This window comes from Xylophilus sp. PBN-3R (assembly GCF_057747805.1).
This window is the reverse complement of the sequence record NZ_CM173225.1, coordinates 4,340,553-4,364,555: the sequence shown is the minus strand read 5'-3', so window position 1 is coordinate 4,364,555 and position 24,003 is coordinate 4,340,553. Positions and strand designations below refer to the sequence as shown.

General features: G+C 64.1%; 24 protein-coding genes. 7 read left to right on the top strand and 17 right to left on the bottom strand.

The window, feature by feature from the left end:
- Window positions 1-23: 23 nt before the first annotated feature.
- On the bottom strand, window positions 24-989 hold the full coding sequence (locus AC3ANW_RS20815) for a LysR family transcriptional regulator (protein ID WP_488342730.1): 966 nt from the start codon (window positions 987-989) through the stop codon (window positions 24-26).
- A gap of 114 nt (window positions 990-1,103) precedes the next feature.
- On the opposite strand from AC3ANW_RS20815, the gene AC3ANW_RS20810 reads away from it, so the two are divergent.
- Window positions 1,104-1,364, top strand: a complete 261-nt coding sequence (locus AC3ANW_RS20810; RefSeq protein WP_488342729.1) for a hypothetical protein — start codon at window positions 1,104-1,106, stop codon at window positions 1,362-1,364.
- Between the two features lie 90 nt (window positions 1,365-1,454).
- Here the strand turns inward: AC3ANW_RS20810 and AC3ANW_RS20805 are convergent, their stop codons facing one another.
- From AC3ANW_RS20805 to AC3ANW_RS20790, 4 genes are all read right to left on the bottom strand, one after another.
- Entirely contained in the window at window positions 1,455-3,332 is a 1,878-nt protein-coding gene (locus AC3ANW_RS20805) for a phosphoenolpyruvate carboxykinase (GTP) (protein ID WP_488342728.1), read from the bottom strand.
- Between the two features lie 251 nt (window positions 3,333-3,583).
- Entirely contained in the window at window positions 3,584-3,745 is a 162-nt protein-coding gene (locus AC3ANW_RS20800) for a hypothetical protein (protein ID WP_488342727.1), read from the bottom strand.
- Window positions 3,746-3,835: 90 nt separating this feature from the next.
- Window positions 3,836-5,707 (bottom strand): DNA helicase RecQ, encoded by a 1,872-nt coding sequence (gene recQ, locus AC3ANW_RS20795; RefSeq protein ID WP_488342726.1) that lies wholly within the window; start codon window positions 5,705-5,707, stop codon window positions 3,836-3,838.
- Window positions 5,708-5,815: 108 nt separating this feature from the next.
- Window positions 5,816-6,427: a hypothetical protein gene (locus tag AC3ANW_RS20790; protein ID WP_488342725.1), complete on the bottom strand. Its 612-nt coding sequence runs from the start codon at window positions 6,425-6,427 to the stop codon at window positions 5,816-5,818.
- Between the two features lie 78 nt (window positions 6,428-6,505).
- On the opposite strand from AC3ANW_RS20790, the gene AC3ANW_RS20785 reads away from it, so the two are divergent.
- A complete protein-coding gene (locus tag AC3ANW_RS20785; RefSeq protein WP_488342724.1) occupies window positions 6,506-7,597 on the top strand; it encodes a homocysteine S-methyltransferase family protein in 1,092 nt (363 codons plus the stop codon).
- Between the two features lie 12 nt (window positions 7,598-7,609).
- Here the strand turns inward: AC3ANW_RS20785 and dinG are convergent, their stop codons facing one another.
- Genes dinG through AC3ANW_RS20770 form a run of 3 tightly spaced genes read right to left on the bottom strand, consistent with a single transcriptional unit; the run spans window position 7,610 to window position 10,994 of the window.
- Window positions 7,610-9,853: an ATP-dependent DNA helicase DinG gene (gene dinG, locus AC3ANW_RS20780; protein WP_488342723.1), complete on the bottom strand. Its 2,244-nt coding sequence runs from the start codon at window positions 9,851-9,853 to the stop codon at window positions 7,610-7,612.
- Between the two features lie 12 nt (window positions 9,854-9,865).
- Window positions 9,866-10,765: a LysR family transcriptional regulator gene (locus AC3ANW_RS20775; protein WP_488342722.1), complete on the bottom strand. Its 900-nt coding sequence runs from the start codon at window positions 10,763-10,765 to the stop codon at window positions 9,866-9,868.
- A 46-nt stretch (window positions 10,766-10,811) separates the two neighbouring features.
- Window positions 10,812-10,994, bottom strand: a complete 183-nt coding sequence (locus tag AC3ANW_RS20770; protein ID WP_488342721.1) for a hypothetical protein — start codon at window positions 10,992-10,994, stop codon at window positions 10,812-10,814.
- A gap of 169 nt (window positions 10,995-11,163) precedes the next feature.
- Here AC3ANW_RS20770 and AC3ANW_RS20765 point away from each other — a divergent pair, with 169 nt between their 5' ends.
- On the top strand, window positions 11,164-12,087 hold the full coding sequence (locus AC3ANW_RS20765; RefSeq protein ID WP_488342720.1) for a Bug family tripartite tricarboxylate transporter substrate binding protein: 924 nt from the start codon (window positions 11,164-11,166) through the stop codon (window positions 12,085-12,087).
- Window positions 12,088-12,432: 345 nt separating this feature from the next.
- Here AC3ANW_RS20765 and AC3ANW_RS20760 read toward each other — a convergent pair whose 3' ends face one another.
- The 5 genes from AC3ANW_RS20760 to AC3ANW_RS20740 form a co-directional block, all read right to left on the bottom strand.
- A complete protein-coding gene (locus tag AC3ANW_RS20760; RefSeq protein WP_488342719.1) occupies window positions 12,433-13,695 on the bottom strand; it encodes a D-amino acid dehydrogenase in 1,263 nt (420 codons plus the stop codon).
- Window positions 13,695-14,417 (bottom strand): cysteate racemase, encoded by a 723-nt coding sequence (cuyB, locus tag AC3ANW_RS20755; RefSeq protein WP_488342718.1) that lies wholly within the window; start codon window positions 14,415-14,417, stop codon window positions 13,695-13,697. Before cuyB ends, AC3ANW_RS20760 begins: the two co-directional genes overlap by 1 nt.
- Window positions 14,414-15,319 carry an amino acid ABC transporter substrate-binding protein gene (locus AC3ANW_RS20750; RefSeq protein ID WP_488342717.1) on the bottom strand — a complete coding sequence of 302 codons (906 nt, stop codon included), beginning with the start codon at window positions 15,317-15,319 and terminating at the stop codon, window positions 14,414-14,416. The genes cuyB and AC3ANW_RS20750 overlap by 4 nt, the downstream gene beginning before the upstream one ends.
- Window positions 15,320-15,448: 129 nt before the next feature.
- Entirely contained in the window at window positions 15,449-16,105 is a 657-nt protein-coding gene (locus AC3ANW_RS20745) for a YiaD family glycine zipper/OmpA-like lipoprotein (RefSeq protein ID WP_488342716.1), read from the bottom strand.
- A gap of 97 nt (window positions 16,106-16,202) precedes the next feature.
- Entirely contained in the window at window positions 16,203-16,331 is a 129-nt protein-coding gene (locus tag AC3ANW_RS20740) for a hypothetical protein (protein ID WP_488342715.1), read from the bottom strand.
- Between AC3ANW_RS20740 and mltA the strand changes: the two genes are divergently transcribed.
- The 3 genes from mltA to AC3ANW_RS20725 all read left to right on the top strand — a co-directional run bounded on the left by mltA (window position 16,330) and on the right by AC3ANW_RS20725 (window position 18,701).
- A complete protein-coding gene (gene mltA, locus AC3ANW_RS20735; RefSeq protein WP_488342714.1) occupies window positions 16,330-17,538 on the top strand; it encodes a murein transglycosylase A in 1,209 nt (402 codons plus the stop codon). The genes AC3ANW_RS20740 and mltA overlap by 2 nt on opposite strands.
- Window positions 17,535-17,873 carry a hypothetical protein gene (locus tag AC3ANW_RS20730; protein ID WP_488342713.1) on the top strand — a complete coding sequence of 113 codons (339 nt, stop codon included), beginning with the start codon at window positions 17,535-17,537 and terminating at the stop codon, window positions 17,871-17,873. Before mltA ends, AC3ANW_RS20730 begins: the two co-directional genes overlap by 4 nt.
- Before the next feature lie 357 nt (window positions 17,874-18,230).
- Window positions 18,231-18,701: a LytTR family DNA-binding domain-containing protein gene (locus tag AC3ANW_RS20725; protein ID WP_488342712.1), complete on the top strand. Its 471-nt coding sequence runs from the start codon at window positions 18,231-18,233 to the stop codon at window positions 18,699-18,701.
- Window positions 18,702-18,713: 12 nt separating this feature from the next.
- On the opposite strand, the gene AC3ANW_RS20720 is transcribed toward AC3ANW_RS20725, so the two are convergent.
- The 3 genes from AC3ANW_RS20720 to AC3ANW_RS20710 are packed head-to-tail and all read right to left on the bottom strand — an operon-like array spanning window position 18,714 to window position 22,655.
- Window positions 18,714-19,295, bottom strand: coding sequence for a hypothetical protein (locus tag AC3ANW_RS20720; RefSeq protein WP_488342711.1), 582 nt, complete (start codon window positions 19,293-19,295; stop codon window positions 18,714-18,716).
- A gap of 8 nt (window positions 19,296-19,303) precedes the next feature.
- Window positions 19,304-21,910: a fimbria/pilus outer membrane usher protein gene (locus AC3ANW_RS20715; protein WP_488342710.1), complete on the bottom strand. Its 2,607-nt coding sequence runs from the start codon at window positions 21,908-21,910 to the stop codon at window positions 19,304-19,306.
- 1 nt (window position 21,911) lies between these two features.
- On the bottom strand, window positions 21,912-22,655 hold the full coding sequence (locus tag AC3ANW_RS20710; RefSeq protein WP_488342709.1) for a fimbria/pilus chaperone family protein: 744 nt from the start codon (window positions 22,653-22,655) through the stop codon (window positions 21,912-21,914).
- Between the two features lie 39 nt (window positions 22,656-22,694).
- On the opposite strand from AC3ANW_RS20710, the gene AC3ANW_RS20705 reads away from it, so the two are divergent.
- Window positions 22,695-22,979, top strand: a complete 285-nt coding sequence (locus AC3ANW_RS20705) for a hypothetical protein (protein ID WP_488342708.1) — start codon at window positions 22,695-22,697, stop codon at window positions 22,977-22,979.
- A 42-nt stretch (window positions 22,980-23,021) separates the two neighbouring features.
- On the opposite strand, the gene AC3ANW_RS20700 is transcribed toward AC3ANW_RS20705, so the two are convergent.
- Window positions 23,022-23,738, bottom strand: coding sequence for a DUF1120 domain-containing protein (locus AC3ANW_RS20700; protein WP_488342707.1), 717 nt, complete (start codon window positions 23,736-23,738; stop codon window positions 23,022-23,024).
- Window positions 23,739-24,003: the final 265 nt, after the last annotated feature.

Here is a 24,003-nt window from a genome sequence, read left to right as displayed (position 1 = left end):
GTCTCTTGGGCTGCTTTTTGGAGCTACATCGGCCCGGCTTGTTCCGCCGCCCGCACCACGGCCTGGCGCAGCCATTCCTGCGCGACGGCGTTCTGCTGGCGTTTGTGCCACAGCGCATCGACGTGGACCGTGGGCACGGCAAAGGGCAGGGGGCGCCACACGATGCGGTCGGCCAGGCCGGTGGCGCCGACGAAATGGCGCGGCAGCACGGTCAGCAGGTCGGACTGCGCCACCACCCGGCCGGCGGTGAAGAACTGGTTCACCGTGACGGTGACCCGCCGCTGACGGCCCAGCAGCGCCAGCGCCTCGTCGATGAAACCGTAGGGCCGGCCGGAAAAACTCACCAGCATGTGGCGGGCCGCGCAGAAACGCTCGGTGGTGAATTCCTCCGCCAGCAGTTCGGACAGCGGATGTCCGCGCCGCATCACGCAGACGTATTCGCCGTGATACAGGCGCTGGTAGGCGAAGCTCTGGTCTTCGCCGGCCTGGCTGCGGGCGGTGAGGTCGGAAAGCACGGCCGGAAAATAGCCCACCGCCAGATCGGCCGCCTCGTCGGCCAGCAGCTTGCGTGGGTCGCGCGTCGCCAGGGGCAGTGCGCGCAGCTGGATGCCGGGCGCCTCGGATTCGAGGATGTTGACCAGGCCCGGCATCAGCACCGTGGCGGTGGCGTCGGCCATGGCCATCACGAAGGACATCTCGGCCGTGGCTGGGTCGAAGGTTTCCGGCGCCAGCGAGCGCTGAAGCTGTCGGAGCGCGTCACGCACATCCGGCCAGATGGCCAGCGCGCGGGGCGTCGGTTCCATGCCCTGGCCCTGCCTGCGCACCAGTTCGTCGCCCAGGGTGTCGCGTAAACGCCGCAGTGCGTTGCTGACCGCCGGCTGGGTCAGGTTGAGGTTATGCGCGGCTCGGGTGAGGCTGCGTTCGGCCATCACCTCGTCGAAGACACGCAGGAGATTGAGGTCGAGACTGCGGAAATTGAGTGTGGTCATCACTGCTGTGAATGATATCAATCACCCAAATAAAGTTGAGTGGCACGGGGGTTAACCCTAGTATTACCCCTATCCCGCCGGACGGAGTTGTCCGGTAACTACCGAGAGTTCACCATGACTGCCTTTGTTCACCCCACCTTTTCCATGCAACACGTCGGTGCCGTCCGTGCCGCCAACGTCGCGCAAAACATCCAGGCCGTGGTTGCCGCACCGCTGCGCCGGCTGTCACAACGTGTCGCCGCCTACCTGGAGCACAGCCGTACCGCTTCGGAAGACCACCAGCTGTGGGAAATGGCACTGGCCGATGCCCGCGTCATGGCCGATATCAGCCGTGCGATGAAACAGGGCGCACCCAACAAGGTCGCCTTCTACTGACCAGGGAGTCAGCCAGAAAGAGAAAAACCGCCTTTCGAGGCGGTTTTTTTGTGCCCGCACCGGAAGCCCTTGCGGGCTCCGGCGCGTAAATCAGGCTGCCTTGGCCAGGCGTGCTTCCAGCGCGGCCTTGGTGTCGCGCATGGCTTGCGGAAGGCGCTCGCCGATCTGTTCGAACAGGGCTTCGTGCAGCGCCAGTTCTTCCTTCCACGAAGCCGCGTCGCTGCGGCTGACCATGTCGAAATGGTCCTGGCTGAATTCCAGGCCTTCCCAGTTCAGGTCGCCGTAGCTCGGGCTCATGCCGGTCAGGTGTTCGGTCGGCGAACCTTCCTTGCCTTCCAGCCGATCGATCATCCAGGCCAGGACACGCATGTTCTCGCCGTAGCCAGGCCACACGAACTTGCCGTCCGGACCCTTGCGGAACCAGTTGGTCTGGTAGATCTTGGGCAGCTTGGCACCGGAGGCTTCCAGCTTCTGGCCGAGCTTGATCCAGTGGTTGAAATAGTCGCCCATGTTGTAGCCGGCGAATGGCAGCATGGCGAACGGGTCGCGGCGCACCACGCCCTGCTGGCCGGCGGCGGCGGCGGTGGTTTCCGAGCCCATGGTGGCAGCCATGTAGACGCCTTCCAGCCAGTCGCGGGCTTCGGTCACCAGCGGCACGGTGGTCGAGCGGCGGCCGCCGAAGATGAAGGCGTCGATCGGCACGCCGGCCGGGTCGTTCCAGGCTTCGTCGAGCGCCGGGTTGTTGGTCGCGGCGACGGTGAAACGCGAGTTCGGGTGGGCTGCCTTTGCGCCGGTGTTGCGGGCGATTTCAGGCGTCCAGTCCTTGCCTTGCCAGTCGATCAGGTGTTCCGGCAGTGCCTTGCCCGGTGCGTCGTATTCCATGCCTTCCCACCAGATGTCGCCGTCGTCGGTCAGCGCGACATTGGTGAAGACGACGTCCTTGTCGAGGCTGCGCATGCAGTTCGGGTTGGTCAGCATGTTGGTGCCGGGCGCCACGCCGAAATAACCCGCTTCCGGGTTGATGGCGTACAGCTTGCCGTCGGCCGATGGCTTGATCCAGGCAATGTCGTCGCCGATGGTGGTGACCTTCCAGCCGTTGAAGCCTTCCGGCGGCACCAGCATGGAGAAGTTGGTCTTGCCGCAGGCCGACGGGAAGGCGGCAGCGACGTGGTATTTCTTGCCTTCGGGCGAGGTCACGCCCAGGATCAGCATGTGTTCGGCCAGCCAGCCTTCGTCGCGGCCCATGGTCGAGGCGATGCGCAGTGCGAAGCACTTCTTGCCCAGCAGCGCGTTGCCGCCGTAGCCCGAACCGTAGGACCAGATTTCGCGGGTCTCAGGGTAATGAACGATGTACTTGGTCTTGTTGCAGGGCCACTTCACGTCGGCCTGGCCTTCTGCCAGCGGTGCGCCGACGGTGTGCAGGCAGGGAACGAATTCACCTTCCACGCCCAGCACGTCGTACACGCCCTTGCCCATGCGGGTCATGGTGCGCATGCTGACGGCGACATAAGGGCTGTCGGACAGTTCGACGCCGATGTGGGCGATAGGCGAACCCAGCGGACCCATCGAGAAAGGCACCACGTACATGGTGCGGCCGGCCATGCAACCGTCGAACAGCGGCTGCAGCGTGGCGCGCATTTCGGACGGTTCCATCCAGTTGTTGGTAGCGCCGGCGTCGGCCTTTTCCTTGGAGCAGATGTAGGTGCGGTCTTCGACACGGGCCACGTCCGACGGGTCGGACAGCGCCAGGAAACTGTTGGGGCGCTTGGCGGGGTTGAGTTTCTGGAAGGTGCCGGCATCGACCAGCTGCTGGCAGAGGCGGGCGTATTCCTCGTCGCTGCCGTCGCACCAGTAGATGTCTTTCGGCTTGCAGAGGGCAACCATGTCGGCCACCCAGGCGATCAGTTTGGCATTGCGCACGTACGCGGGCGCATTGAGGTTCAGGCCGTGCATGACGGGAGCGTTCATCGCGAGTCTCCAAAGTTAAAAATCGTCTTGTCGCAGGCGCTTCGGCCTGGGATAAGACGACTTGGACGGGGGCTCCGACGGCCCGAGATGACAATTCTATGAACGCTGCCTTTTTTGCGCACGAAGTTTCGGCTTTGTTTCATGCATAAATTGCATTGAATTATGTGCAAAACATGCAAGCGTTCCGAACGAAAAAAAGCCCTGCCGCGCGTAGCGCCGGCAGGGCTTTCGGCTGGCTTCCGGGAGGGTGGTCAGGCCATGTAGACGGCGATGAACGCCAGCAGGAACATGAGGACGCCGCCGACGATGGGCAGGACGATGGGCACCAGGTGCACCACCTGCTCGATCGGGTCGTTCGGCTGGGCGTATTCGGGCACGGGCTTCGGGTCGGAGGCGTCGACAGGCGTGTTCATGGGCGGTTCCAGGCGGGTATGCCGAAGATTCTATCGACGGGTACCACCTTGAAACCGCTTCCTGGGGTTTGCGATGAGAGCCTGCCGGTCTCAGGCAGCAGCCGTCACCCGCAGCACTTCGGAGCCGTACGCCTCGAGTTTCTTGCCGCCGATGCCGGTGATGCCCTGCAGGTCGTCCAGCGACGACGGATCGCGCTCGGCGATGGCGGCCAGCGTCGCGTCGTGGAAGATCACGTAGGCCGGCAGGTTGTGCTCGCGCGCCACCTCCGCCCGCCAGGCCTTGAGGGCGGCGAAACGTTGCTGGCCGGCGTGGTCCAGGGTGGCTGCGACAGCGGCGGTCTTGCCGGATGCACGGCGTGGTGCGCGGCTGCTCGGCGGGTTGAGCGACAGACGCAGGCGCACCGGCACCTCGCCCTTCAGCACCGCACGCGACAGGTCGGTCAGCACCAGGGTGTTGTAGGCGTTGGCATCGACTTCCAGCGCGCCGGTCGCGATCAGCTGGCGCAGCACGCCGCGCAGCTGGGCCTCGGACACATCCGCGCACAGGCCGAAGGTCGAAAGTTTTTCGTGGCCCTTCTGGATCACCTTCTCGGTCGGTTTGCCTCGCACGATGTCCATGATGTGGCCGGCGCCGAAACCCATGCCGTAGTTCTTGCGGATCCAGTAGACGGTCGACAGCAGCTTGCGGGCCGTGTCGGTGCCTTCCCAGATGTCGGGCGGGTTCAGGCAGTTGTCGCAGTTGCCGCAGGGTTTGCTCGGCTCGCCGAAGTAACCCAGCAGCCGCACCCGCCGGCAATCGGTGGCTTCTGCCAGCGCCAGCAGGGCGTCGAGCTTGCCGCGCATCACCTGCTTGAATTCCTCTCCGGCCGGGCTTTCGTCGATCATGCGGCGCTGGTTCACCACATCCTGCAGGCCGTAGGCCATCCAGGCGTCGGCTGGCTGGCCGTCGCGGCCGGCGCGGCCGGTTTCCTGGTAGTAGCCCTCGATGTTCTTGGGCATGTCGACGTGGGCGACGAACCGCACGTCGGGTTTGTCGATGCCCATGCCGAAGGCGATGGTGGCGCACATCACGATACCGTCCTCGCGCAGGAACCGGTCCTGGTGGCGCTGGCGCACATCGGCGCTCAGGCCGGCGTGGTAGGGCAGTGCGTTCATGCCGGCGTCGTTCAGCGCCTGGGCCAGCTCCTCGACCCGCTTGCGCGACTGGCAATAGACGACACCCGCTTCGTCCGCATGTTCACGCTCGATGAAACGCAGGAGCTGCTGGGTGGGTTCCTTCTTCTCGACGATGGAATAACGGATGTTCGGCCGGTCGAAACTGCTGACGAACTGGCGCGCGTCCTGCAGCTTGAGCCGCTCGACGATGTCGGCGCGGGTCAGGTCGTCTGCGGTGGCGGTCAGCGCGATGCGCGGCACATCGCCGTACCGTTCGTGAAGGATCGACAGGCTGCGGTATTCCGGGCGGAAATCGTGGCCCCACTGGCTCACGCAATGCGCTTCGTCGATGGCGAACAGCGACAGCTTTCCGCTCGCGTTCAGGGCGTCGAGCAGTTCCAGGAAACGCGGTGTGGTCAGCCGCTCCGGCGCGGCATAGATCATGGTGATCTCGCCGCGCTGCATGCGGCGCTCGATGTCGAGCGTCTGGTTCCAGTCGAGGGTCGAATTGAGGTATTCGGCCGACACCCCGGCTTCGTGCAGCGCGCCGACCTGGTCGTGCATCAGTGCGATCAGGGGCGACACCACGATGGAAATGCCGAAGCCGGCACGTTGCCGGGCGATCGCCGGGATCTGATAGCACAACGACTTGCCGCCACCCGTGGGCATCAGCACCAGTGCGTCGCCGCCTGAACACACGTGCTCGACGATGTCCTGCTGCTCACCACGAAAGTGGTCGTAGCCGAAGACGTCCTGGAGGATGTCCTGCGGGTCTGGGGAAGCGGTAGCGGTGATGTGGGTTGCCATGCAGGCGCAGTGGCGGCTCACGCAAGGTGCGGCCGCAGTGGACGAAGGTCGGAAAACCGCCGATTGTCTCGCGGACTGCGTTGACCCTGGAAATCCGCTGTCTCTCGGTCAGGAGCGTTGCAAAGGCCGTCGCCGCTGGCGCCGGTTGACCGGCGTTCCCGGCGGTGGCTCCAGGTCCACGGACGGCGGCCTGAAATCCGCCGCCACGGACGGTCCGGAAGAAGCGCTCGCCTGCAATTGTCCGAGCACGGGATTCGTTGTCTCCGCCGACGAAGGCGGCTCCGTCAGGGGAAAGGTGCTGGTCACGAATTCAAGCGCCTCGAGCGCCTGGTAAGCCCCCTGGACGGGGGTTCCCCGCATCAGGTGCTGCGAATATGTCGCGAGCCTCAGGTAATGCTCGGGGCGACCTTCGAGAAACAGGCAGTAGGACGTGGCGTAGGCGTATTGGGACACGGGGATCTTCTTCACCACGGCCTTGCCGTCGACGCGCTGTTCGATCTCGATGTCGAACAGCGTGCGGTCGGCCGTCATGTCGCGGATGCACCTCATGTCAGGGAGACTGACCACGGGTTTCTGCCCATAGGTCAGGCCCATCAGCACCGCGTCGGCCTTGGCGCGGGTCACAAAGGTCAGTTGCTGCAGGTGGCTCGGTGTCCTCGACGTTCTCGGCAGGCACGAGGCCGTGTTGACGGACTCGTAACGGGTGTTGTTGGGAAACATGGGAACTCCTCGGGATTGGAAAGGCACCAGCGTGGTGGCGGAGGAAGACGGGGAAAGCGTCTTTTTCTACAATGCTGCATGTCTTCCCGAACCCTTCGCTACACCCGTGCAGCCGCTCTGCCGGCCATCCTCGCCGAACGCATCGCCATCCTCGACGGCGCGATGGGCACCATGATCCAGCGCTTCAAGCTGGGCGAGGCGCAGTACCGGGGCGAGGGCTACAGCGGCACCGACGGATCGGGCGACCGCTTCAAAGATTTCCACCGCGACGTGAAGGGCAACAACGAACTGCTGTCGCTGACCCGGCCCGACGTCATCCGCGACATCCACGAAGGCTACCTGGCGGCCGGCGCCGACATGATCGAGACCAACACCTTCGGCGCCACCACCATCGCGCAGGAAGACTACGACATGGCCGCCCTGGCGCGCGAGATGAACGTGGCGTCCGCCAGGCTGGCCCGCGCCGCCTGCGACAAGTTCAGCACGCCCGACAAGCCGCGTTTCGTGGCCGGCGCCTTCGGTCCCACGCCCAAGACCGCCAGCATCAGCCCGGACGTGAACGATCCGGGCGCCCGCAACGTCGACTTCGAGTCGCTGCGCAGGGCCTATTACGAGCAGGCCGAAGACCTTGCCCGGGGCGGCTGCGACCTGTTCCTGGTCGAGACCATCTTCGACACCCTCAATGCCAAGGCCGCGCTGTTCGCCATCGAGGAATGGTTCGAGAACAGCGGTGAACGCCTGCCGCTGATCATCAGCGGCACGGTGACCGATGCTTCGGGCCGCATCCTGTCGGGCCAGACGGTGACCGCCTTCTGGCACAGCGTGCGCCACGCGCAGCCCCTCGCCATCGGCCTCAACTGCGCGCTGGGCGCCACCCTGATGCGGCCCTACATCCAGGAGTTGAACAAGGCGGCGCCGGACACCTTCATCTGCTGCTACCCCAACGCCGGCCTGCCCAACCCGATGAGCGACACCGGTTTCGACGAAACGCCGGACGTGACCGCCCGCCTGCTGCACGAGTTCGCGGCCGAAGGTCTGGTCAACATCGTCGGCGGCTGCTGCGGCACCACGCCCGACCACATCGGCGCCATCCAGGATGCGGTGCGGCCCATGAAGGCACGCCTGGTGAACGGCGCGCATTTCAGCGCCTTGGTGGCCGCCGAGGCCTGAAGCTCCGAAACTTCAGGCGTGGGCCGCCGGGCTGCCCACGCCCGGTCGCACCAGCGTGAAGGCCGGCAGGCCGTTCAGCAGCCGCTGGCCGTAAGACGTCGACACCAGGCGCTTGTCGTAGCAATACACGCTGGCGCGGTCTTCCTCGGTGCGGATGGCGCGGCCCACCCATTGCGCCAGACGGATGGCGGTGGCTGGCACCACCAGTTCCACGAACGGGTCGCGGCCCGCACCACGCAGCCATTCGGCACGTGCTTCGCCTACCGGGTCGTCGGGCGGTGCGAAGGGCAGCTTGGTGATGAAGACCGACTCGCACAGCCGACCCGGCAGGTCCAGCCCTTCACCGAAGGACTGCATGCCGAAGATGATCGACGGCGCGCCGTCGGCCACCCGGATGCGGTGGGTGGCCAGCAACTGCGCACGGGGCAGGGCGGTCTGCACCAGCACCCTCGGCACCAGCACCGGCGGCAGCGCGGCAACCGCCTGGCGAAGCTGGTCGCGTGAGGTGAACAGCACCAGCGCGCCGTACTTCACCGTCATCAGGTCGCGGATCAGCGCCTGGACCATCTCTTCGGTATAGCTGGCGGCGTTGCGCGGGTCGGCGCGGGTTTCGGCAGCGATGAGCCGGCCCTGGGCGGCGTAGTCGAAGGGGCTGGGCACTTCGAGTGTGCTGGCCGCGTCGTCGTCGAACAGGCCGGACTCGCGCAGGAAGAAATCGAACTTGCCGCAACTGGTCAGCGTGGCCGATGTCAGCACCGCGCCGCGCACCGTGCCCCACAGCCGGTTGCGCAGCGTGGCGCCGGGCAGCAGGGGGCTGGCATGGGCTTGCACCACCGGGATGTCGCCGTCTATTTCGAGGGTGAACCACTTGGCGGCCGGCACGGCGCCGGGTTCGGTGTCGCGCAGCAACAGCTGGGCGGTTTCCAGCACCGCCTCCAGCCGGGGCGCCACGGCGCCCAGCTGGGCATATTGGGTGGACAGGCGCCGGCCCTGTTCCGGGTATTCCTTGATCTCCGCCCGCAGCGCCTTGGCGATGCAGCGCAGTGCGGTCAGGTAACCCTCGGTGTGGTGCGCCACCTGGCCCAGCGGCTCGACCAGCGCTTCGTGGATCTCGCCGCGCGGCAGCCGTGCGCGCGCCATGCCGCGAGCCGGGCCGGCCAGTGCCGCGCGCAGGGTTTCGCCGTGCAGGTCGAGCACCAGCCGTTCCACGTCCTGCAAGGCCTCGCGCAGGTATTTGGCATGACCCGGAATGTCCGACACCTCGGTGACGCCGAGCTGAGAGCCGAAACGCACCGCCTTTCGCGCCAGTTTCTCGATCCATCCGTGCCGTCCCAGGTCCATGCGGCAGGCGAACTGCGCCAGCGCAGTGCCGGGCAGGTGATGCGCCTCGTCGAGGATCAGCAGGCTGTTGTCCAGTTCCGGCAGCAGCCGGTTGCCTAGGGAAGACAGCAGAAGGTCGTGGTTGACCACGATCACCTGCGCGCCGACCAGCGTCTTGCGGCGCTCGTAATAGGCGCATTGCCCGAACGACGGGCAGTGTTTGCCGGTGCATGAAGCAGCTTCGGCGGCCATGGGTATCCAGGCGTCGGGTGCGGGCGGTGTCTCCAGCGAATCCCGGTCGCCGTCCCAGGCGCCGCTGCTGAGCGCCTGTGCCACGCCGGCATAGAACTTCACCCGGGCCTCGACCTCGTGGGCCGGCCGTATCTCGCGGGCGCTGCGCTGGGCGGCGGCCTTGTCGTCGGCGAACAGGTCGTCTTCCGGGTCGTCCTCGTCGATCTCGGGTTCGGTCAGGCCGCCCAGGCGCTCCAGTTTCAGGCGGCAGACATACCGGCCGCGGCCCTTGGCCAGCGCGAATCGGAAGGGCGAGGGCAGCAGCGCGGCCAGTGCCGGCAGGTCCTTGGCGACCAGTTGCTCCTGCAGGGCGACGGTGGCGGTGGAAATGATGACCCGGGTGCCGCGGGACAGCGCGATGGCGATGGCCGGTGCGCAATAGGCCAGCGACTTGCCGACGCCCGTGCCGGCCTGGATGACCGCGATGGCGCGCACCGGCTCATCGCCTTCCTCGATCTTGCCCAGGGTGGCGGAACCCAGTGTCTGCGCGACTTTCTCGGCCATGCCGCGCTGGCCGGCGCGGCTGCGAAAGCCGTTGCTGGCGGCGACCGCCTCGTCGAAAGCTCCCAGGCCCAACGCAGCGGCGTCGGTCGGGCTGAGGGGGGCTGGGGAGGCGGGGGCGTTCTGGGAATCCAACGAAGACATGCCCCGAGTGTCTCAGGCCGGCGGCACCGCGCCGCCGGTCACCTGGCGTAATGCGTCGATGAACACCCCCACCGCCTTGGGCGAACGCACACCTTGCGGCATCAGCGCTCGCACTTCGACCGCCACTTCGGGCAGCACGGTGCGCACATGCAGGCGGTCGCTGCGCACCGCCATGGCGGTGAACGAATCGACGATGGCGGGACCGAAGCCTTCCTCGGCCAACACCATCGCGATGTGGTGCGTCTGCACGGTGATGCCGCCCTGCGGTGCGCTGCCCAGGCGCGACCACTGCTCGGCCAGCATGGTGCCGATGGGGTCGCGGTCGTCGATGCGGATGTAGGGCGCACGCATCACCTCGTCGAGCGTCACCGTGCTGCGTTTGTCGGCCCTGGCGGATTCGCTGCGCGACACACACACCAGCCGACCGGTGGCGATCAGCTGTTCATCCACCGCCGGATGCGCCTTGCTGCCGTACACGATCCCCACGTCACCTTCCTGCAGGGCCACCGCCTGGGCGATCTCGCGCGAATGCTGTACCCGCACCGACACGTTCATGGCCGGATATTTCTTGCGGAACAGCTGCAGCGCGTCGGGCAGCGCCCGCACCGCCAGCGAAGGCACGATGAGGATGCGCAGATCGGTCGCCTCGTCGTTGCCCAGCGCTCCGGCGATGCGCCGCACCGCCTCCAGCTGCGACATCAGCTGCTGCACTTCCGGGTACAGCGCCTGCGCTTCCTTGGTCGGCACCAGCCGCTGGCGCTGCCGGGTGAACAGGTCATAACCCAGCTGCAGTTCGGCCAGCCTCAGGGCCTGGGTGACGGCGGGCTGGGTGACGTGCAGCAGCCGCGCAGCTGCTCCCACCGTGCCGGTGAGCATTACCGCATTGAAAACCTCGATGTGTTTGAGTCTCATGGCTGCGCGGTGGGGTGCACGAAGCGTGCCGGCCGGGCCTTCACGCTCAGGGCTGCAGCGTCAGCGTCCTGAACACCGCGATCGCACCACCGCCGACGCCGAACAGCAGTTGAAGCGCAAAGAACACGATCGCCACCTTGCGGATCACCGCCCCGGGTTCGGCGCGTGCCGACAGCACCGCCAACAGGATGTCGAGCAGGAAGAAGACGGTGAGGATGATGGCAAGCATGAAAGACAAAACGACCGGAAAAGGCCGCTATCTTGCCTTGAGTCAGATAAAAGTTACTTGTGATGCAGTTCGAATCTATTGAACCATTTATCATGCACAAATGATCGCGTGTTCATCCAAGCGCCGCACACTTCAGATGATTGCGGCCAGCTCTTTTCCAGTCATCGGCATGCCTGCCCGTGCGCAGGCTCCCATTTACCCGCGCAAGCCGATCCGCTGGATCGTTCCCTACGCCACCGGCGGCACCACCGACCAGATCGCCCGAAAGATTTCGACCCGCATGGGTCGCAACCTCGGCCAGGAAATCGTGGTCGACAACAAGCCGGGGGCGGCGAGCATCCTGGGCGCTACCTTCATCGCCCGTTCGCCGGCGGACGGCTATACCGTCGGCACCGCCGACTCGGGCACGCTGGCGTTCAACCCGGCCTTGTATGCAACGCTCAGCTACGACGCCCGCAACGACTTCAGCCTGATCGGCGGCCTGGGGCGAATGCCGCTGGTGCTGGTGGTCAACCCGAAGTTCACGGCCCGCACGGTGCAGGAATACCTGGTTCTCGCGCGCCGCACGCCGGACGGCGTGACGTCGGCATCGTCAGGGCCCGGCTCACCGCTGCACGTGGCGCTGGAAATGTTCGAGCAGCGCACCCGCACCCGTATCCAGCATGTCGCCTACAAGGGCTCGGCACCGGCGCTGCAGGACGTCATCAGCGGCGAGGCCAACTCCATGTTCATCGACCTGCCGCCCAGCCTGGCCGCCATCCGTTCAGGCAAGGTGCGGGTGCTGGCCGTGGCCACCGCACAGCGCCTGCCCATCCTGCCGGACGTGCCGACCATGGCCGAATCTGGCGTACCGGGTTTCGAGGCCTACGCATGGCAAGGTCTGGTCGGGCCCGCCAACATGCCCGAAGGCGTGGTGCGCCGGCTCAGCCGTGAGTTGGTGGCCGCCCTGCGCACCGACGAAAACCAGGTGGAACTGCAAGCCCTGGGCATCCAGCCCATGCCGATGGGAACCGGTGAGTTCACCGACTTCGTGCGCCAGGAACAGAAGTTCTGGGCCGCGGTGATCAAAAACGCCAACCTCAGCCTCGAGTGACGCCGGCCACCGCAGCCGGTCGGTCGGCCTGCCCGGACCAGCCGTGCAAAGCCAGGGGCCTCGGCCCGCTCCACCACGAAATCGACCGACGCAAGGGTGCGTGCCGGCAGCAGTTTCCTGCGGGCGACGTACAGCGAAATCGGTCCGCCGCACCATGCCGTCCAGTCGCACCGGTTCCGCCATGTGGCGCGGGTGGGTCGGCGACTGTCGCCACGGCCACCCCGCCTGGTTAGCGCGGCGCCATGCCAGCCGGTCACCACGGCTGGATAGCCAGGCAGGCGCGGCCGAGACCCACGCATGGTGGGACCGGATGCCGGCATCGACGGTGGTTGCGGCGCCTGATTCCTATGCGGGCACCCGGAAGTTGCCGGTCGGCAACGGCGGCTTGCGGCCGGCCATCGATGCGGCCAGCTGTTCGGCGCTGCCACTCGCCAGCGTCAGGCCCAGCGCGCCCTGGCCGGCGTTGATCCACAAATTGGCGACACGTGTGGCGCCCACCATCGGCCGACCGCTCGGCGTGGCCGGACGCAGGCCGGCCCAAGGTGTCGGGTCACGGTAATCGCAGGCGCCCGGGAAAGTCTGTTCCACCGCAGCGCACAGCGCTTCGATGCGGCGCTGGTCGACCACCGGATGCGGCCCGCACAGCTCGGCGAAACCCGCCACCCGCAGCCGGTCGCCCAGCCGGGCATGCACCAGTTTGCGGCCGTTGTCGGTGATGCTGACCTGTGGCGCGGCTGCCGCATCGACGATGGGCAGCGTAACGCTGTAGCCCCTGATCGGTTCTATCGGCAAGGCCATGCCGAGCGGCTTCAGCAGGCCTGAAGACGCCGGGCCTCCGGCCAGCACGAAATGGTCGGCTTCGATGGTTTCGTTATCGCACCGGAGGGCGACGACGCGGCCGGCGCGCAGCTCCAGCGCCAACGCCTTTTGACCTGGCCGCATCACCGCGCCGGACGCCTCGGCCAGGCCTTCGGCGAGCCGTGCGGCGTCGGCAACTTCCTCGTCGGCAGTCCACACGCCGAAGGCGATGGCGCCGCCGCCGGTGGCTGCCAGCGCAGGTTCCAGCGCCAGGCATTCGGCCGCATCCACGATGCGTTGCCGGCAACCATGGGCGCTCTGCCAGTCGATCTGCCGTTGTGCCGCGGCCCGGTAGCCCGGGTCACGAAAAATCACCAGTTTCCCGGGTTGTGCATGGCGCGCGGATTCGCGCAGGCCGGGCACTTCGTCCAGCCAGCGGTGCAGCACGTCGCGGCTCAGGAACGACAGACCCAGCAGTGCGTCGGTGGTGGCCTGCACTTGCGGCCAGCGGCAGGCCGCGATGAACTGGAGCAGCCAGCGCACATGCGCGGCCTCGGCGCGCGGCCGCCAGCGCAGCGGACTGTCGGCCGACATCAGCCAGCGCGGCAGCGAGCGCAAGGCAGTGGGCGTGGCCAGTGGCTCGACATAGCTGTAGCTCAACTGGCCGCCGTTGGCCTTGCTGGCGCCCTGGCCGGCACGGGCGTGGGCATCGACCAGGGTGACCTGCCAGCCTTCCCGGGCCAGGGCATATGCGGTGGCGCTGCCGACGATGCCGGCGCCCAGCACGCAGACACGTTGGCCGGCCGACATCAGCCCGCCTGTTCGTGTTCGGCTCGTTGCGCCAGCGCCCAGGCCACGCTTCTACGTGCAAGGGCAGCCGTGGCGTCGACCACCGGGCGCGGCGCGTTGCCGTTGTCGAGCACCAGGGGAATCTCGGTGCAGCCCAGCAGCAGCGCCTCGGCGCCACGGTCGGCCAGGGCTTGTGCGGCCATCACCAGCAAGGCGGCTCCGCCGGACTTGTCGCCGGCCTTCACGGCCTCGATGCCGGGCATCACCCAGGTGTCCATCTCGGCTTCTGTGGGCAGCAGCCACGGGCGGCCGTCGTTGCGCCGGTCGAGATACAGGCGCGACTCGATGGTGGCGGCGGTGCCCAGCAGGCCGACCTTGCCTCCGGCCGGGACCAGGGCGTCGGTTTCATCCAGTGCCGCATCGATCAGGTGCAGCATCGGCAGGCCGAGCGCCTTCTGCAGCGGCTCGAACCAGAGATGCGCGGTGTTGCACGGGATGACGATCAGCCCGGCGCCGGCGCGTTTCAACCTTTCGCCGCTGGCGACGAGAGCGGGCAGCGGCGACTCGCCCTGCCCGCGGAAGGCCGTGGTGCGGTCCGGCACCTGGGGGATGGAACTGGTGACGACCGGCACATGGTCCTGGTCGACCCGGGCCGGCGTGGCGTCCAGCACCTTGCGAAGAAAGTCCAGGGTGGCGAGCGGCCCCATGCCGCCCAGCACCCCCAGGATGCCGGAATCGTTCACAGCGCTGGCTTGTCCGAAAGTGCGGTCAGGTTGGCCTTCAGCTCGTCGCTCATCGGCGCGTTGAGATTCACGCCCTTGGGCGGAATCGGCGACTGGAACCACTTGGTATAGAGCTTCTGGAAATCGCCGCTCTTGATGAGGGTGGCCAGCGTGCCGTCCACCAGCGTCTTGAAGGCCGGGTCGTCGCGGCGCAGCATGATGGCGTAGGGCTCGACCTGCAGCGCCTCGCCCACCACGGCCAGCGAAGACGGGTTCACCGAATTGGCCTTGATGCCGTACAGCAGGATGTCGTCCATGGCAAACGCATCGGCCCGCCCGCTCTCTACCAGCAACGCGGATTCGGCATGGTCCTTGGCCGACATGATGTCCAGGTCCAGGTTCTTTTCCTTGTTCACATTGCGCATCACCAGGATGTTGGTGGTGCCGGTGGTGGACACCACCTTCTTGCCCTTCAGGTCCGCCAGGGACTTGAAGGGAGAGCTTGCCTTCACCAGGAAACGGGTGCCGGTGTAGAAATAGTTGGTGGCGAACTGCACCTGCTTGCCACGCTCGGAATTGTTGGTGGTCGAGCCGCATTCGATGTCGATGGTGCCGTTCTGCAGCAAGGGCACGCGGTTGGCCGATGTCACGGCCTGGGTCTTCACCTGCAGATCCGCACGGCCGGTGGCCTTTTTCACTTCGTCGACGATCCGTCCGCATATCTCCCAGGCGAAACCGGTCGGGTTCTGGCCGTCGGCAAGATAGGAAAAGGGAATCGAGGCCTCGCGATAGGCGACCGTGATAAACCCGGCGGTCTTGACCTTGTCGAGGGTGGAAGCGGTCTGCGCCTGCGCCGTTGTGCTCAGGAACGAACACGCCAGAACGGATGCGACGAAAACCTGGGAAACCGGCAGATGTGCCATGGAAGTGCGCTTTCCAATGAGTGGGAAGCGCCCATCCTAGGCAGCACCGTCACGCAGCGGTCATCGTTTTTTTGCGGCAGTTGATAAGGCCAGCTAATGGGTCGGCCTGATCAGGTCCGGCCCGTTCGATCAGGATCGGCCCTGCTCGCCCACGAAGATCTCGACGCGGCGGTTCTGCGCGCGGCCGGCATTGGTGTCGTTGGACGCCACCGGCTGCTTCGATCCACGGCCCTCGATGGCGAAACGGCGCGCATCCACACCGCGCATCACCACGTAATCGCGGGTGGCGGCAGCGCGGTCGACGGACAGCGGGTCGTTGACCGCATCGCTGCCGGTGCTGTCGGTGTGGCCCACGATCCGCACCGTGCTGGCCGGGTTGCTCTGCAGGCTGGCGGCGAAGCGGTCCAGCACCGGCGCGAAGTTGCTCTTCACGTTGGCCCGGCCGGTGTCGAAGGAAACATCGCTCGGGATGTCCAGCTTCAGCAGATTGTCGGAAGTCTGCGAGACCGAGATGCCGGTGCCCTGCGTGGCGGCTTCCATTTCGCGCTTCTGCTTTTCCATGTTGTTCGACCAGATGTAGGTGCCCAGGGCACCGACACCCGCGCCGATCAGCGCGCCCTTGCCAGCGTTGCCGCCGCCGACCAGCGCGCCCAGCACGGCGCCACCTGCGGCACCTGCGCCGGCCCCGACGGCGGTGCGGCGCTGGGTGTCGCTCATGTTCATGTCGGCACAGCCGGTGACCAGCAATACGGCGGCTGCGGTTCCTGCGAGGATGAGTTTGCGCATGGCGAGAGTTCCTTCTTGTGTTGGTTTCGATACGAAGACCGAAAGGCACATTATTCGAAGGCCTGTCACCCGGCCAGTTTCTCCATGTAATTGCGCTTCAGCGGGGGCTGTCGTTGTCGTCGGGCTGCGGAGGTTCGCCCTTGTTCCGCCCGGAAAACATGGTCCACCAGACGATCAGCACCAGCACGCCGAGCGCCAGCAAGGCTTCGAGCAAAATCAGACCCATGACAACAAGACTCCCGCAGCGGCGTTCGATGGACAGGGCCATTCTAGGAATGCTGGGTGCGGTCGCCGCCTGGCTGCTCGTGGCCTGCGCGTCTCCGAGCCTGCCCCCTTCCGTCAGTAGTGGTGGCAGCATGCTGCCGGTTCCGGCAACCGTGCCCGACGGCATCGGCGGATCGATCTATCCGGTGCCCGCCGCACCTGTCGCCGGCAAGGGCCGCTGGGTGCCGGTGGAGTGGTCCGAACTGCCGGGTTTTGCCAACGACGACCTGTTCGAGGCCTGGAACGCCTGGACCAAGAGCTGCGAACGGCCCGGCCCCGCATTCGCCGGCCTGTGCGGCGACGTACGCCGGCTGACCATCGCCACACCGGATGAACAACGCGCCTGGATGGTCGCCAAGCTCCAACCCTACCGGGTCGAATCCGCCGACGGCAACCCCGACGGCCTGCTGACCGCCTATTACGAACCGATCGTGCCGGCCAGCCGTGTGCAGGTCCCGGGTTTCAACGTGCCGCTGTACGCCGCGCCGGCCGGCCTCGGCCAGCGCAAGCCCTGGTACACCCGCCAGCAGATCGATACCCTGCCCGAAGCCCGCGCCGCACTGCAGGGCCGGGCCATCGCCTGGCTGGCGGATCCGGTCGAATCCATGGTGCTTCACATCCAGGGCTCGGGCCGGCTGCGCATCAGCGAGCCCGACGGCAGCGTGCGCCTGGTGCGGCTGGCCTACGCCGGCACCAATGACCAGCCCTATCGCAGCATCGGCACCTGGCTGCTGCAGACCGGCCAGGTACGCGACGCCACCTGGCCCGGCATCCGCGCCTGGCTCGCGCAGAACCCGCAGCGGGTGAACGAACTCATGTGGACCAATCCGCGATATGTGTTCTTCCGCGAAGAACCGCTGGATGCGCTCGAAGCCTCTTTCGGCCCGCGCGGCGCACAAGGCGTGGCGCTCACCCCCGGCCGCTCCATCGCGGTCGACCGCACCAGCATCCCCTACGGCACCCCGGTCTGGCTGGCCTCGCCCGGCCCCACCGCCGCGCTGCAACGTTTGGTCATGGCGCAAGACACCGGAAGTGCCATCGTCGGGGCCGTGCGGGCCGATTTCTTTACCGGCTGGGGCGCGGATGCCGGTGAAACCGCAGGCCGCCTCAAGCAGAGCCTGCGTCTTTGGGCCCTGTGGCCGCGTGGAACCCCTGGAGCCTTGCCATGAAATTCATCACCGTCGCCGCCATGGCGTCCGTCAGCCTGCTGGCCGCCTGCGGCACCCACCCCCTGGCGCCGTACTTCGCCGGCAGTCCCTACCAGTGCGACAACGGCGTCACCGTCGCTGTGCGTGACGACGGCAGTGCCACCATCCAGACCGGCCGAGGCAGCGAGCGCCTGCTGCGTGATGCCGGCGGCGTCGGACCGGATCAGAAGGTCTACAGCAACCCGCAGGTGCGTTTTTCGACCGGCCTGCCGCCCGACGGGCGTGGCGCAGAACTGGAAGGCATGGTTCCGAATGGCAGGGCCCGCTGCAGCACGGGGCGGATGTTGGGGTTCTAGAGCGCTGCCTGGCACTGCCGAATTGATTCGATTTGGGTTACGTGCGCTTAATCATGTCGATGGTTAGATTATGAAACCACCCGCAGAACGGGACGGTACTCGGCAATAATTCAATTGATCACCGGATTCGCCTGATTTCTGAAACGCCTGCATACACCAGCTGCCATTTAAGCACCAAAACATAAACTTTGTGCGAGTTTTTTGATTTATCGCTTTGATTCAGAAAAACGGCGTCAAACCATTCGGTGGTTATATTCTGAAACACACACTGGGGCAACGTGGGGGCTGGCGGCATAATCTCATTGAGAGTGTATGGCCGCTCCCATTAGCTCAGAGCAAAAACCACCGAGGCTTCTCATGATCCAGGCAAATGGTTCCACCATGTTCGGGTTAGCCACTAAAAGCGCCGTCGACAATATGCTGAATTCCACATTCGAGCCAGACGAGCCCATGAAGGATAATCTGCCCTCACCGGTGCGAGAACCGTCTTCCACCAAAGAGCTGCAAACGGTCCGGATGATGAAGGGGCGGGACATCATCCTGTGCCCTCTGCTCGAGGTCAGTTACTTCGAAGCGCATGGAAAATATACCCGCGTGGTCCTGAAAGACACAGATGGACTGCTTCAAATGAGCATGCAGGCGGTAGAAGCGAAACTACCGGGCGACCGGTTCATCAGAATTCACCGAAGCCATATTGTCAACGTCAGTCGGATCCATCTGATCAAACGTGACGAATTCGGGCGAATGATGCTGACCATTCATGGCCGCAATGAACAGCTCAATATTTCAAGGCCACACGAACATCTTTTCAGGGCTGGGATTTTCTAGGCCCTGAATTCGTCAGGGCAGCAGTGATAGACGCGGGGATATGCTGAAGGTGGTGTTGGCATTGGGAATAAACGATTTATCCACCAGGCCGGTCACTTGCCATTCGACGATGAAGTTGCGGCCACGGTTGCGTACGCTCGAAAGGTCCAGACCCACCAGGTCGCCGTCTTTTACAACATCGAGCACCGCACGTTTGTCGCCGTTGCTGGTCAAGAAATTCACCTGAACACCATCTGCGGTGGCACGGATGGCGCGTAAGCGGATGGCGCCACCGGTCCTTCCTGAATCCCAGCGCAGCAACCCACGTTCAAGAGTCATGACGTTGGTAATGCCGAAATTGACGGCGTCACGGTCGGCGTCGCAAGTCACGGACACCAGGATCATCATCGGGCTGCCCAAGACCCGGTAACCGGAAACTTCGAAGTCTGCCCCAGCCGAATACAGCGTCCGGCCAAAATCGACAGTAGCGGCCGGCATATTGACTGCGCAGGCCGCATGGGTCCCATGCGGTAACAGCAAGCCAAACCCCAGCCAGACCCATGTCATGGCTTGCCGGATTTTCAGAGTACGCAACGGGCGGATTTTGATTTTCACGGCTTTTCCTATCTGCAAACTGCAGATGCCTTGTCGAACAGGTCATCGTCCTTGCGCGGCTGGCTCTTTATCTCTTCGATGGCGCAACGCTTCCCATCGGCCAGTTCGGCGTAGAAGACATCACCTGGATCCATGTCCGAGATAAAAACGCGGCCGCCGTCTGTCGACGAGGCAAAGAACTCGGTTCCGCCGCGCAAGATGATTGAGCCTTCGGGTAATGGGGAACCGTCCGGTCGTTTCACCTCCAGCAGCAGTCGACTGACACGCTGCATCTTCATATTGAGCGTCAGCACCGCGCCCCGGCTCGCCTCCACCACCTGCAGGCCATTGCTCACCTCGATGTCGAGCGGTATGGAACTGCCGCCCAGTTCAAGCCTGGACTCCTGATATGGAGGCAGATAGGACAGCGCCGCCAGTCCCCCGAGCCCGGACCAGACCGAACCCTGCGGGGTCTCAATGCGGACCCCGCTCAGGTTGCCTGTCCGAAGGGTGCCGAAGCTGTCCTGGACGGGGTAGGGAGAAAACGCCACCCCGTCACTGGTCGCCAGCACTGCGCCGCTGGTCTCGGCATAGGTGCTTTCATAGTTGCGCACACGGCTCAATCCGGCGCTCAGGCTGGTGTAGTACGGCGTGCCATAGACCGACAGGGCCGTACCGCGGCTGCGGCTGCCGCCTTCGCTTGAAACTTCCTCGACCGTCGCACGGTAACCCAGTTGTGGCGTGATCCTATGGTCGATGCTGGTGCCGGCACGGTCGGTGTTGTCGGTGCGCTGGGCAAACGATCGGGACGTCACGCCTGCGCCCATGGACATCATCAGGTTCACATAGACGTAATTGCTGCCCGCGATGCGCGTGTCGCCGGCTGCAGCGTTCAGTACATCGATCGGCGACTGCCGAGCGGTACGGTGCGCCACGCCGACGTTCAGGCTGGTGGTGTTGTTCCAGGACATGTTCCAAGAAAGCGTCGCGATGTGCCCCGGCTTGCCATAAAAATAGTCCTCACGGGTCAAGCCCAGGGCGAAGCCACCCAGCATGCCTGTCGCCCAGGTGAAAGTGCCACCTACCTGTGACCGATAGCCAGCGGCGACCCACGATGACGGTTGTACGATCGCCAATGCCTCGGGCAGGCTTCGATAGTGCGAACTGCGCAAGTTGGCAGAAACGCCGATTCGCGCGGCAGTCCCCAGTTGCCGACCACCTGCGATGCTGGCCAATAAGCCGGAAAAACCACGATCCGCGTCACGCGACGCCAACACCTGGCCAAACACATTGGTCGTCCGGTCGATCAGACTGGCATTCACCGCCAAACCCGCGCCCATGTAATTGCGGCTGACCAGCAAACCGCCGGTCCCGGAGAAAATGCCGTGTTCCCAGCCACTGGACGCAGACACCAGGGGTGATTCATAAAAGACGTTTTGCCGGGTCTGGTCCCAGTAAGTTCCGGCAGAAACGTTCCAGCCCTGGTATTGGGCGCCGTTCGATGCGCTCAGCAATGCGGACGACGGAACCGTAAAACGCTGTTCCGCGCCGTTCTCCTCGGTTACACGCACTTCGAGGTCGGCATTTCGATTTTGAAGGATGTAATCGGATAGGGAGAACGGCCCCGGGGGAACTGTCGTGTTAAGCAAGAGGACATTGTTTTGCAGGATCTGCACGCGCGCTCGGGTGGCTGCGACACCGGTAACCGGAAAACTCAGTTGCACGCCATATAAAGCGCGTTCCGGAAACGATTGGGCACCGGTGATGGGAATGCCGCCAAAAAGCGGATCCTGGGTAGTGATGCGACCCAGCTGCAGCACCTGTTTCCGCGACTCGATAGTCTTTTGCGCGTAAGCCGAGCGCAGGTTGACATTGCCCTTGACGCCGCCGCTGGCGCTGAAATCCTGGCGCGAACGGAACAGCCAGTCAGCTGCGTTGAATCCCAGTGCGGTGTCCAGATAACGGTAGCGGTAATCCGACCCGGCCGCGCCGGACGCACGTGAGTCGAGTCCATAACCTCGGTAATTGAACATGGCACCGACGCCGCCGGATTCGGTACGAACAGGCTTGATAACCGTCTGCACGTATTCGACCGGTACGGTGATCTCTACGGTCAGCGAGCCGGGCTGCAGATCGACCAGCGTACGTGGTGAAAAGGTACGGTAATCCGGGCAGGTGTCGGTGGAGGTAAAAGGTCTGGTTTCCGCCCCTGCGGCACTTCCGGGACCCATGGAGCCGTCCATCGGGAACAGGCCGACGGATTGGACGAATTCCGGTGAAAAACACAGGCGGCCGTCGGCACCGAAGAACGCCGACTTCTTGCCTGCGGAGCTTCCGTTCAACGAGACCTGGACAATCTGGCGGCCTTCGGAAAAGCCGCGTGGCACACTGAAATAATCGGCAATGGCGGGGTTCAAACCCCGGTCCCTCAGCAATTGCAAATCGAACGGCGAGTTTTGTGCCCGGTAACCGGCAGCGGCCGGTGCCTTTTTGCTTTCGGGCAAATCCTGCGCGTGAGCAGTGGCGATGCATGCCAAGGCACAAGATATCGCTACGGCGCCGCGAACCGGCGACCCAGATTTTTTGAATGCATTGCAGATCTGCCGGTCGTCTGACTGTTGCCTGCTCGCCTGCATATCACGGCTTCAGTGGAGCGTCGTAATCGGCGGCCGCAAATCCATATATGGTGGAAGGATAGATGCGTGCAGCGGTGAACGGTTCTATCCCGGCTGTTTGCGGAACTTCTACTTCGACGGTCTCCCCCGGTAATACATAAGTGCGTGGGAAAGCAGTAAAACGCTGCATGGCGGGCAGTAGCGTGACCTCGCGCGACAAACGAACGACATAAGCGCTGGGGTTACGAATGATCATGTTTTTGCCCTTCAGCTGCCATTCCAGCAGCGCCCACGGTGAATCGTTGCGTGCCAGCCCCTTGGGAGAAATAATGACGGGAAAGTCATACCGCACGTTGAGCGTGATCTTGGATCGCTCATAGTTGCCATCCCCGGCCGGAAATCCTTCGAAGGTGATGCGTTTGTAATGTTGCACCTTAAGTGGTGTGGCAGGTTTTTCGAGAATGAAACGCACCACCTGATTTTTGCCGGGTTCGATGCGCGTGACCGGGGGCAAGGCGAATAAACGCAGTTCGTTGTCGTTTTCGACGTCGTAGAATTTGGTGTGGAGCAACTGCGGGCTCGCGTCGGTATTTTTAACGCTGATCTGCGCCTGGTAATCCGATTCGGAAATCTGCAGTACCTGCGTGTCCGGGACAACACCTGACGTGCTGAGTGCGGGATTTTTGACTTGTGCCATGGCGGGATGTAAATGCCCCGATACAAATACAATCAAAAAAACGAGAGCGGGAAAAGTCTGCTTGTTCATGCGTAACCAATTAAAAGAGGAGCGTAGCAGCGACCGCAGGTGAATATCGTCTTTGCGGTTCTGCCGGCTGAGGTCTTTGATTGTGGTGCCCGTTATAAGGAATCCGAGGCACTGCGATATTCAAACGCATCCGCGAGCGTCCGGCCATCCATCGACACGAAGTTCATTCCAGCACGCCTGAACGGGTATATGCCCGGTGTGAGCAGCGAGGTCTTGGTTTTTTACCGAAATAAAAAGGCCCTCGAGAGTCTTCAAGAGGGCCTTTTGTTTTCAAACCCAACACGGAGGGCAAGAATTCAAAAAAAATCAATCGCCGTGGTGTGATCCAAGTGGGCCTGTTTTGTGATTCAAATGCCGGCAGACGAATTACAGAATGATCAGGGTCACGGTACCGGCGCCGTCGAACGTCACATCGGTGGTCGCTTTGTCCATTGTTGATTGAAGCAGCTCAAGATTGACATTCAGTGTCGCGCTGATTTCTGCCAAGGCCGTAGGAGCAGCGGCGCCCGCACCCGCACTGAATCCGATCGAACCCGGTGCCAGGAATCGCAAGTTGCCGGCCGTCCAGGTGTTATTGGTGGCCGATGCGATGCCGGCCATGCTGAACGTGGTCAGCGGTGCGATCGCCGCCGCGGTCGGCGTGGGCTTGATCAGGAACGTCGGATAAATGTAAAAGCTGCCGATTGGCATTGGCGTCTCGGCCGCGCCGGGTGGGTTGTAGGTGCCCAGGCCGAATCGCGGAGTCGTTTGAATAAATGGTTCCGTGGTGCTTGCACGGTTATCCACAAAAGACAGTGCCATGACGGTCGCGTAAGGGCATGACGCCAAAACGGTCAGCGGCTTGTTCTGTGTCAGCGGCCCACCGTAATAACGCAAGGGACCCGCTGCCACGGGCAGCGCATGTATTGCCGAGTTGCTGGTCACGCCGTAGTCGACGACGCTTGTGGCGCCCAGCGTCAAGGTACAAGGGGATGGCACTACAGAACCTATGACCCGGAAATCAGCTGACGGGGCTGTTGTTTGTGCTTGCGCGCCGACGGCCGATGCCAGCACAAGTGAAGCCATTAAAACCTTGTTGAACATATCAAGACCTTTGGAAGATACAGCCCGGCGAAATGCCAGACCGGGCTACGATTGGGCATCGGATGTGAGTGACCACTCGAAAAAGGATATGAGTTGCGGATGAAGAACACCGAAAGCGTTTATTGAAGCCACGAACTTCATCGTCACGCGCTAACAATCTGCAAATCTGTTCAGCAGGCGCGGAATATGCAAAAACATTCGCGTTCGTTTCGCACGAGCTGCGCTATCACGGTGGTCTCAGCGTCGTCAATTAACTGGATTGGTT

Bases quoted from the DNA above. Each gene is read 5' to 3' on its own strand.
- AC3ANW_RS20740 (WP_488342715.1), bottom strand. From the start codon at position 16,331: ATGGGTCTGATTTTGCTCGAAGCCTTGCTGGCGCTCGGCGTGCTGGTG.
- AC3ANW_RS20725 (WP_488342712.1), top strand. From the start codon at position 18,231: ATGATCCAGGCAAATGGTTCCACCATGTTCGGGTTAGCCACTAAAAGC.
- AC3ANW_RS20770 (WP_488342721.1), bottom strand. From the start codon at position 10,994: ATGCTTGCCATCATCCTCACCGTCTTCTTCCTGCTCGACATCCTGTTG.
- AC3ANW_RS20715 (WP_488342710.1), bottom strand. From the start codon at position 21,910: ATGCAGGCGAGCAGGCAACAGTCAGACGACCGGCAGATCTGCAATGCA.
- AC3ANW_RS20775 (WP_488342722.1), bottom strand. From the start codon at position 10,765: ATGAGACTCAAACACATCGAGGTTTTCAATGCGGTAATGCTCACCGGC.
- AC3ANW_RS20805 (WP_488342728.1), bottom strand. From the start codon at position 3,332: ATGAACGCTCCCGTCATGCACGGCCTGAACCTCAATGCGCCCGCGTAC.
- recQ (WP_488342726.1), bottom strand. From the start codon at position 5,707: ATGGCAACCCACATCACCGCTACCGCTTCCCCAGACCCGCAGGACATC.
- dinG (WP_488342723.1), bottom strand. From the start codon at position 9,853: ATGTCTTCGTTGGATTCCCAGAACGCCCCCGCCTCCCCAGCCCCCCTC.
- AC3ANW_RS20760 (WP_488342719.1), bottom strand. From the start codon at position 13,695: ATGTCGGCCGGCCAACGTGTCTGCGTGCTGGGCGCCGGCATCGTCGGC.
- AC3ANW_RS20765 (WP_488342720.1), top strand. From the start codon at position 11,164: ATGCCTGCCCGTGCGCAGGCTCCCATTTACCCGCGCAAGCCGATCCGC.
- AC3ANW_RS20750 (WP_488342717.1), bottom strand. From the start codon at position 15,319: ATGGCACATCTGCCGGTTTCCCAGGTTTTCGTCGCATCCGTTCTGGCG.
- AC3ANW_RS20700 (WP_488342707.1), bottom strand. From the start codon at position 23,738: ATGTTCAACAAGGTTTTAATGGCTTCACTTGTGCTGGCATCGGCCGTC.
- AC3ANW_RS20730 (WP_488342713.1), top strand. From the start codon at position 17,535: ATGAAATTCATCACCGTCGCCGCCATGGCGTCCGTCAGCCTGCTGGCC.
- AC3ANW_RS20800 (WP_488342727.1), bottom strand. From the start codon at position 3,745: ATGAACACGCCTGTCGACGCCTCCGACCCGAAGCCCGTGCCCGAATAC.
- AC3ANW_RS20815 (WP_488342730.1), bottom strand. From the start codon at position 989: ATGACCACACTCAATTTCCGCAGTCTCGACCTCAATCTCCTGCGTGTC.
- AC3ANW_RS20810 (WP_488342729.1), top strand. From the start codon at position 1,104: ATGACTGCCTTTGTTCACCCCACCTTTTCCATGCAACACGTCGGTGCC.
- AC3ANW_RS20790 (WP_488342725.1), bottom strand. From the start codon at position 6,427: ATGTTTCCCAACAACACCCGTTACGAGTCCGTCAACACGGCCTCGTGC.
- AC3ANW_RS20710 (WP_488342709.1), bottom strand. From the start codon at position 22,655: ATGAACAAGCAGACTTTTCCCGCTCTCGTTTTTTTGATTGTATTTGTA.
- AC3ANW_RS20745 (WP_488342716.1), bottom strand. From the start codon at position 16,105: ATGCGCAAACTCATCCTCGCAGGAACCGCAGCCGCCGTATTGCTGGTC.
- mltA (WP_488342714.1), top strand. From the start codon at position 16,330: ATGACAACAAGACTCCCGCAGCGGCGTTCGATGGACAGGGCCATTCTA.
- AC3ANW_RS20785 (WP_488342724.1), top strand. From the start codon at position 6,506: ATGTCTTCCCGAACCCTTCGCTACACCCGTGCAGCCGCTCTGCCGGCC.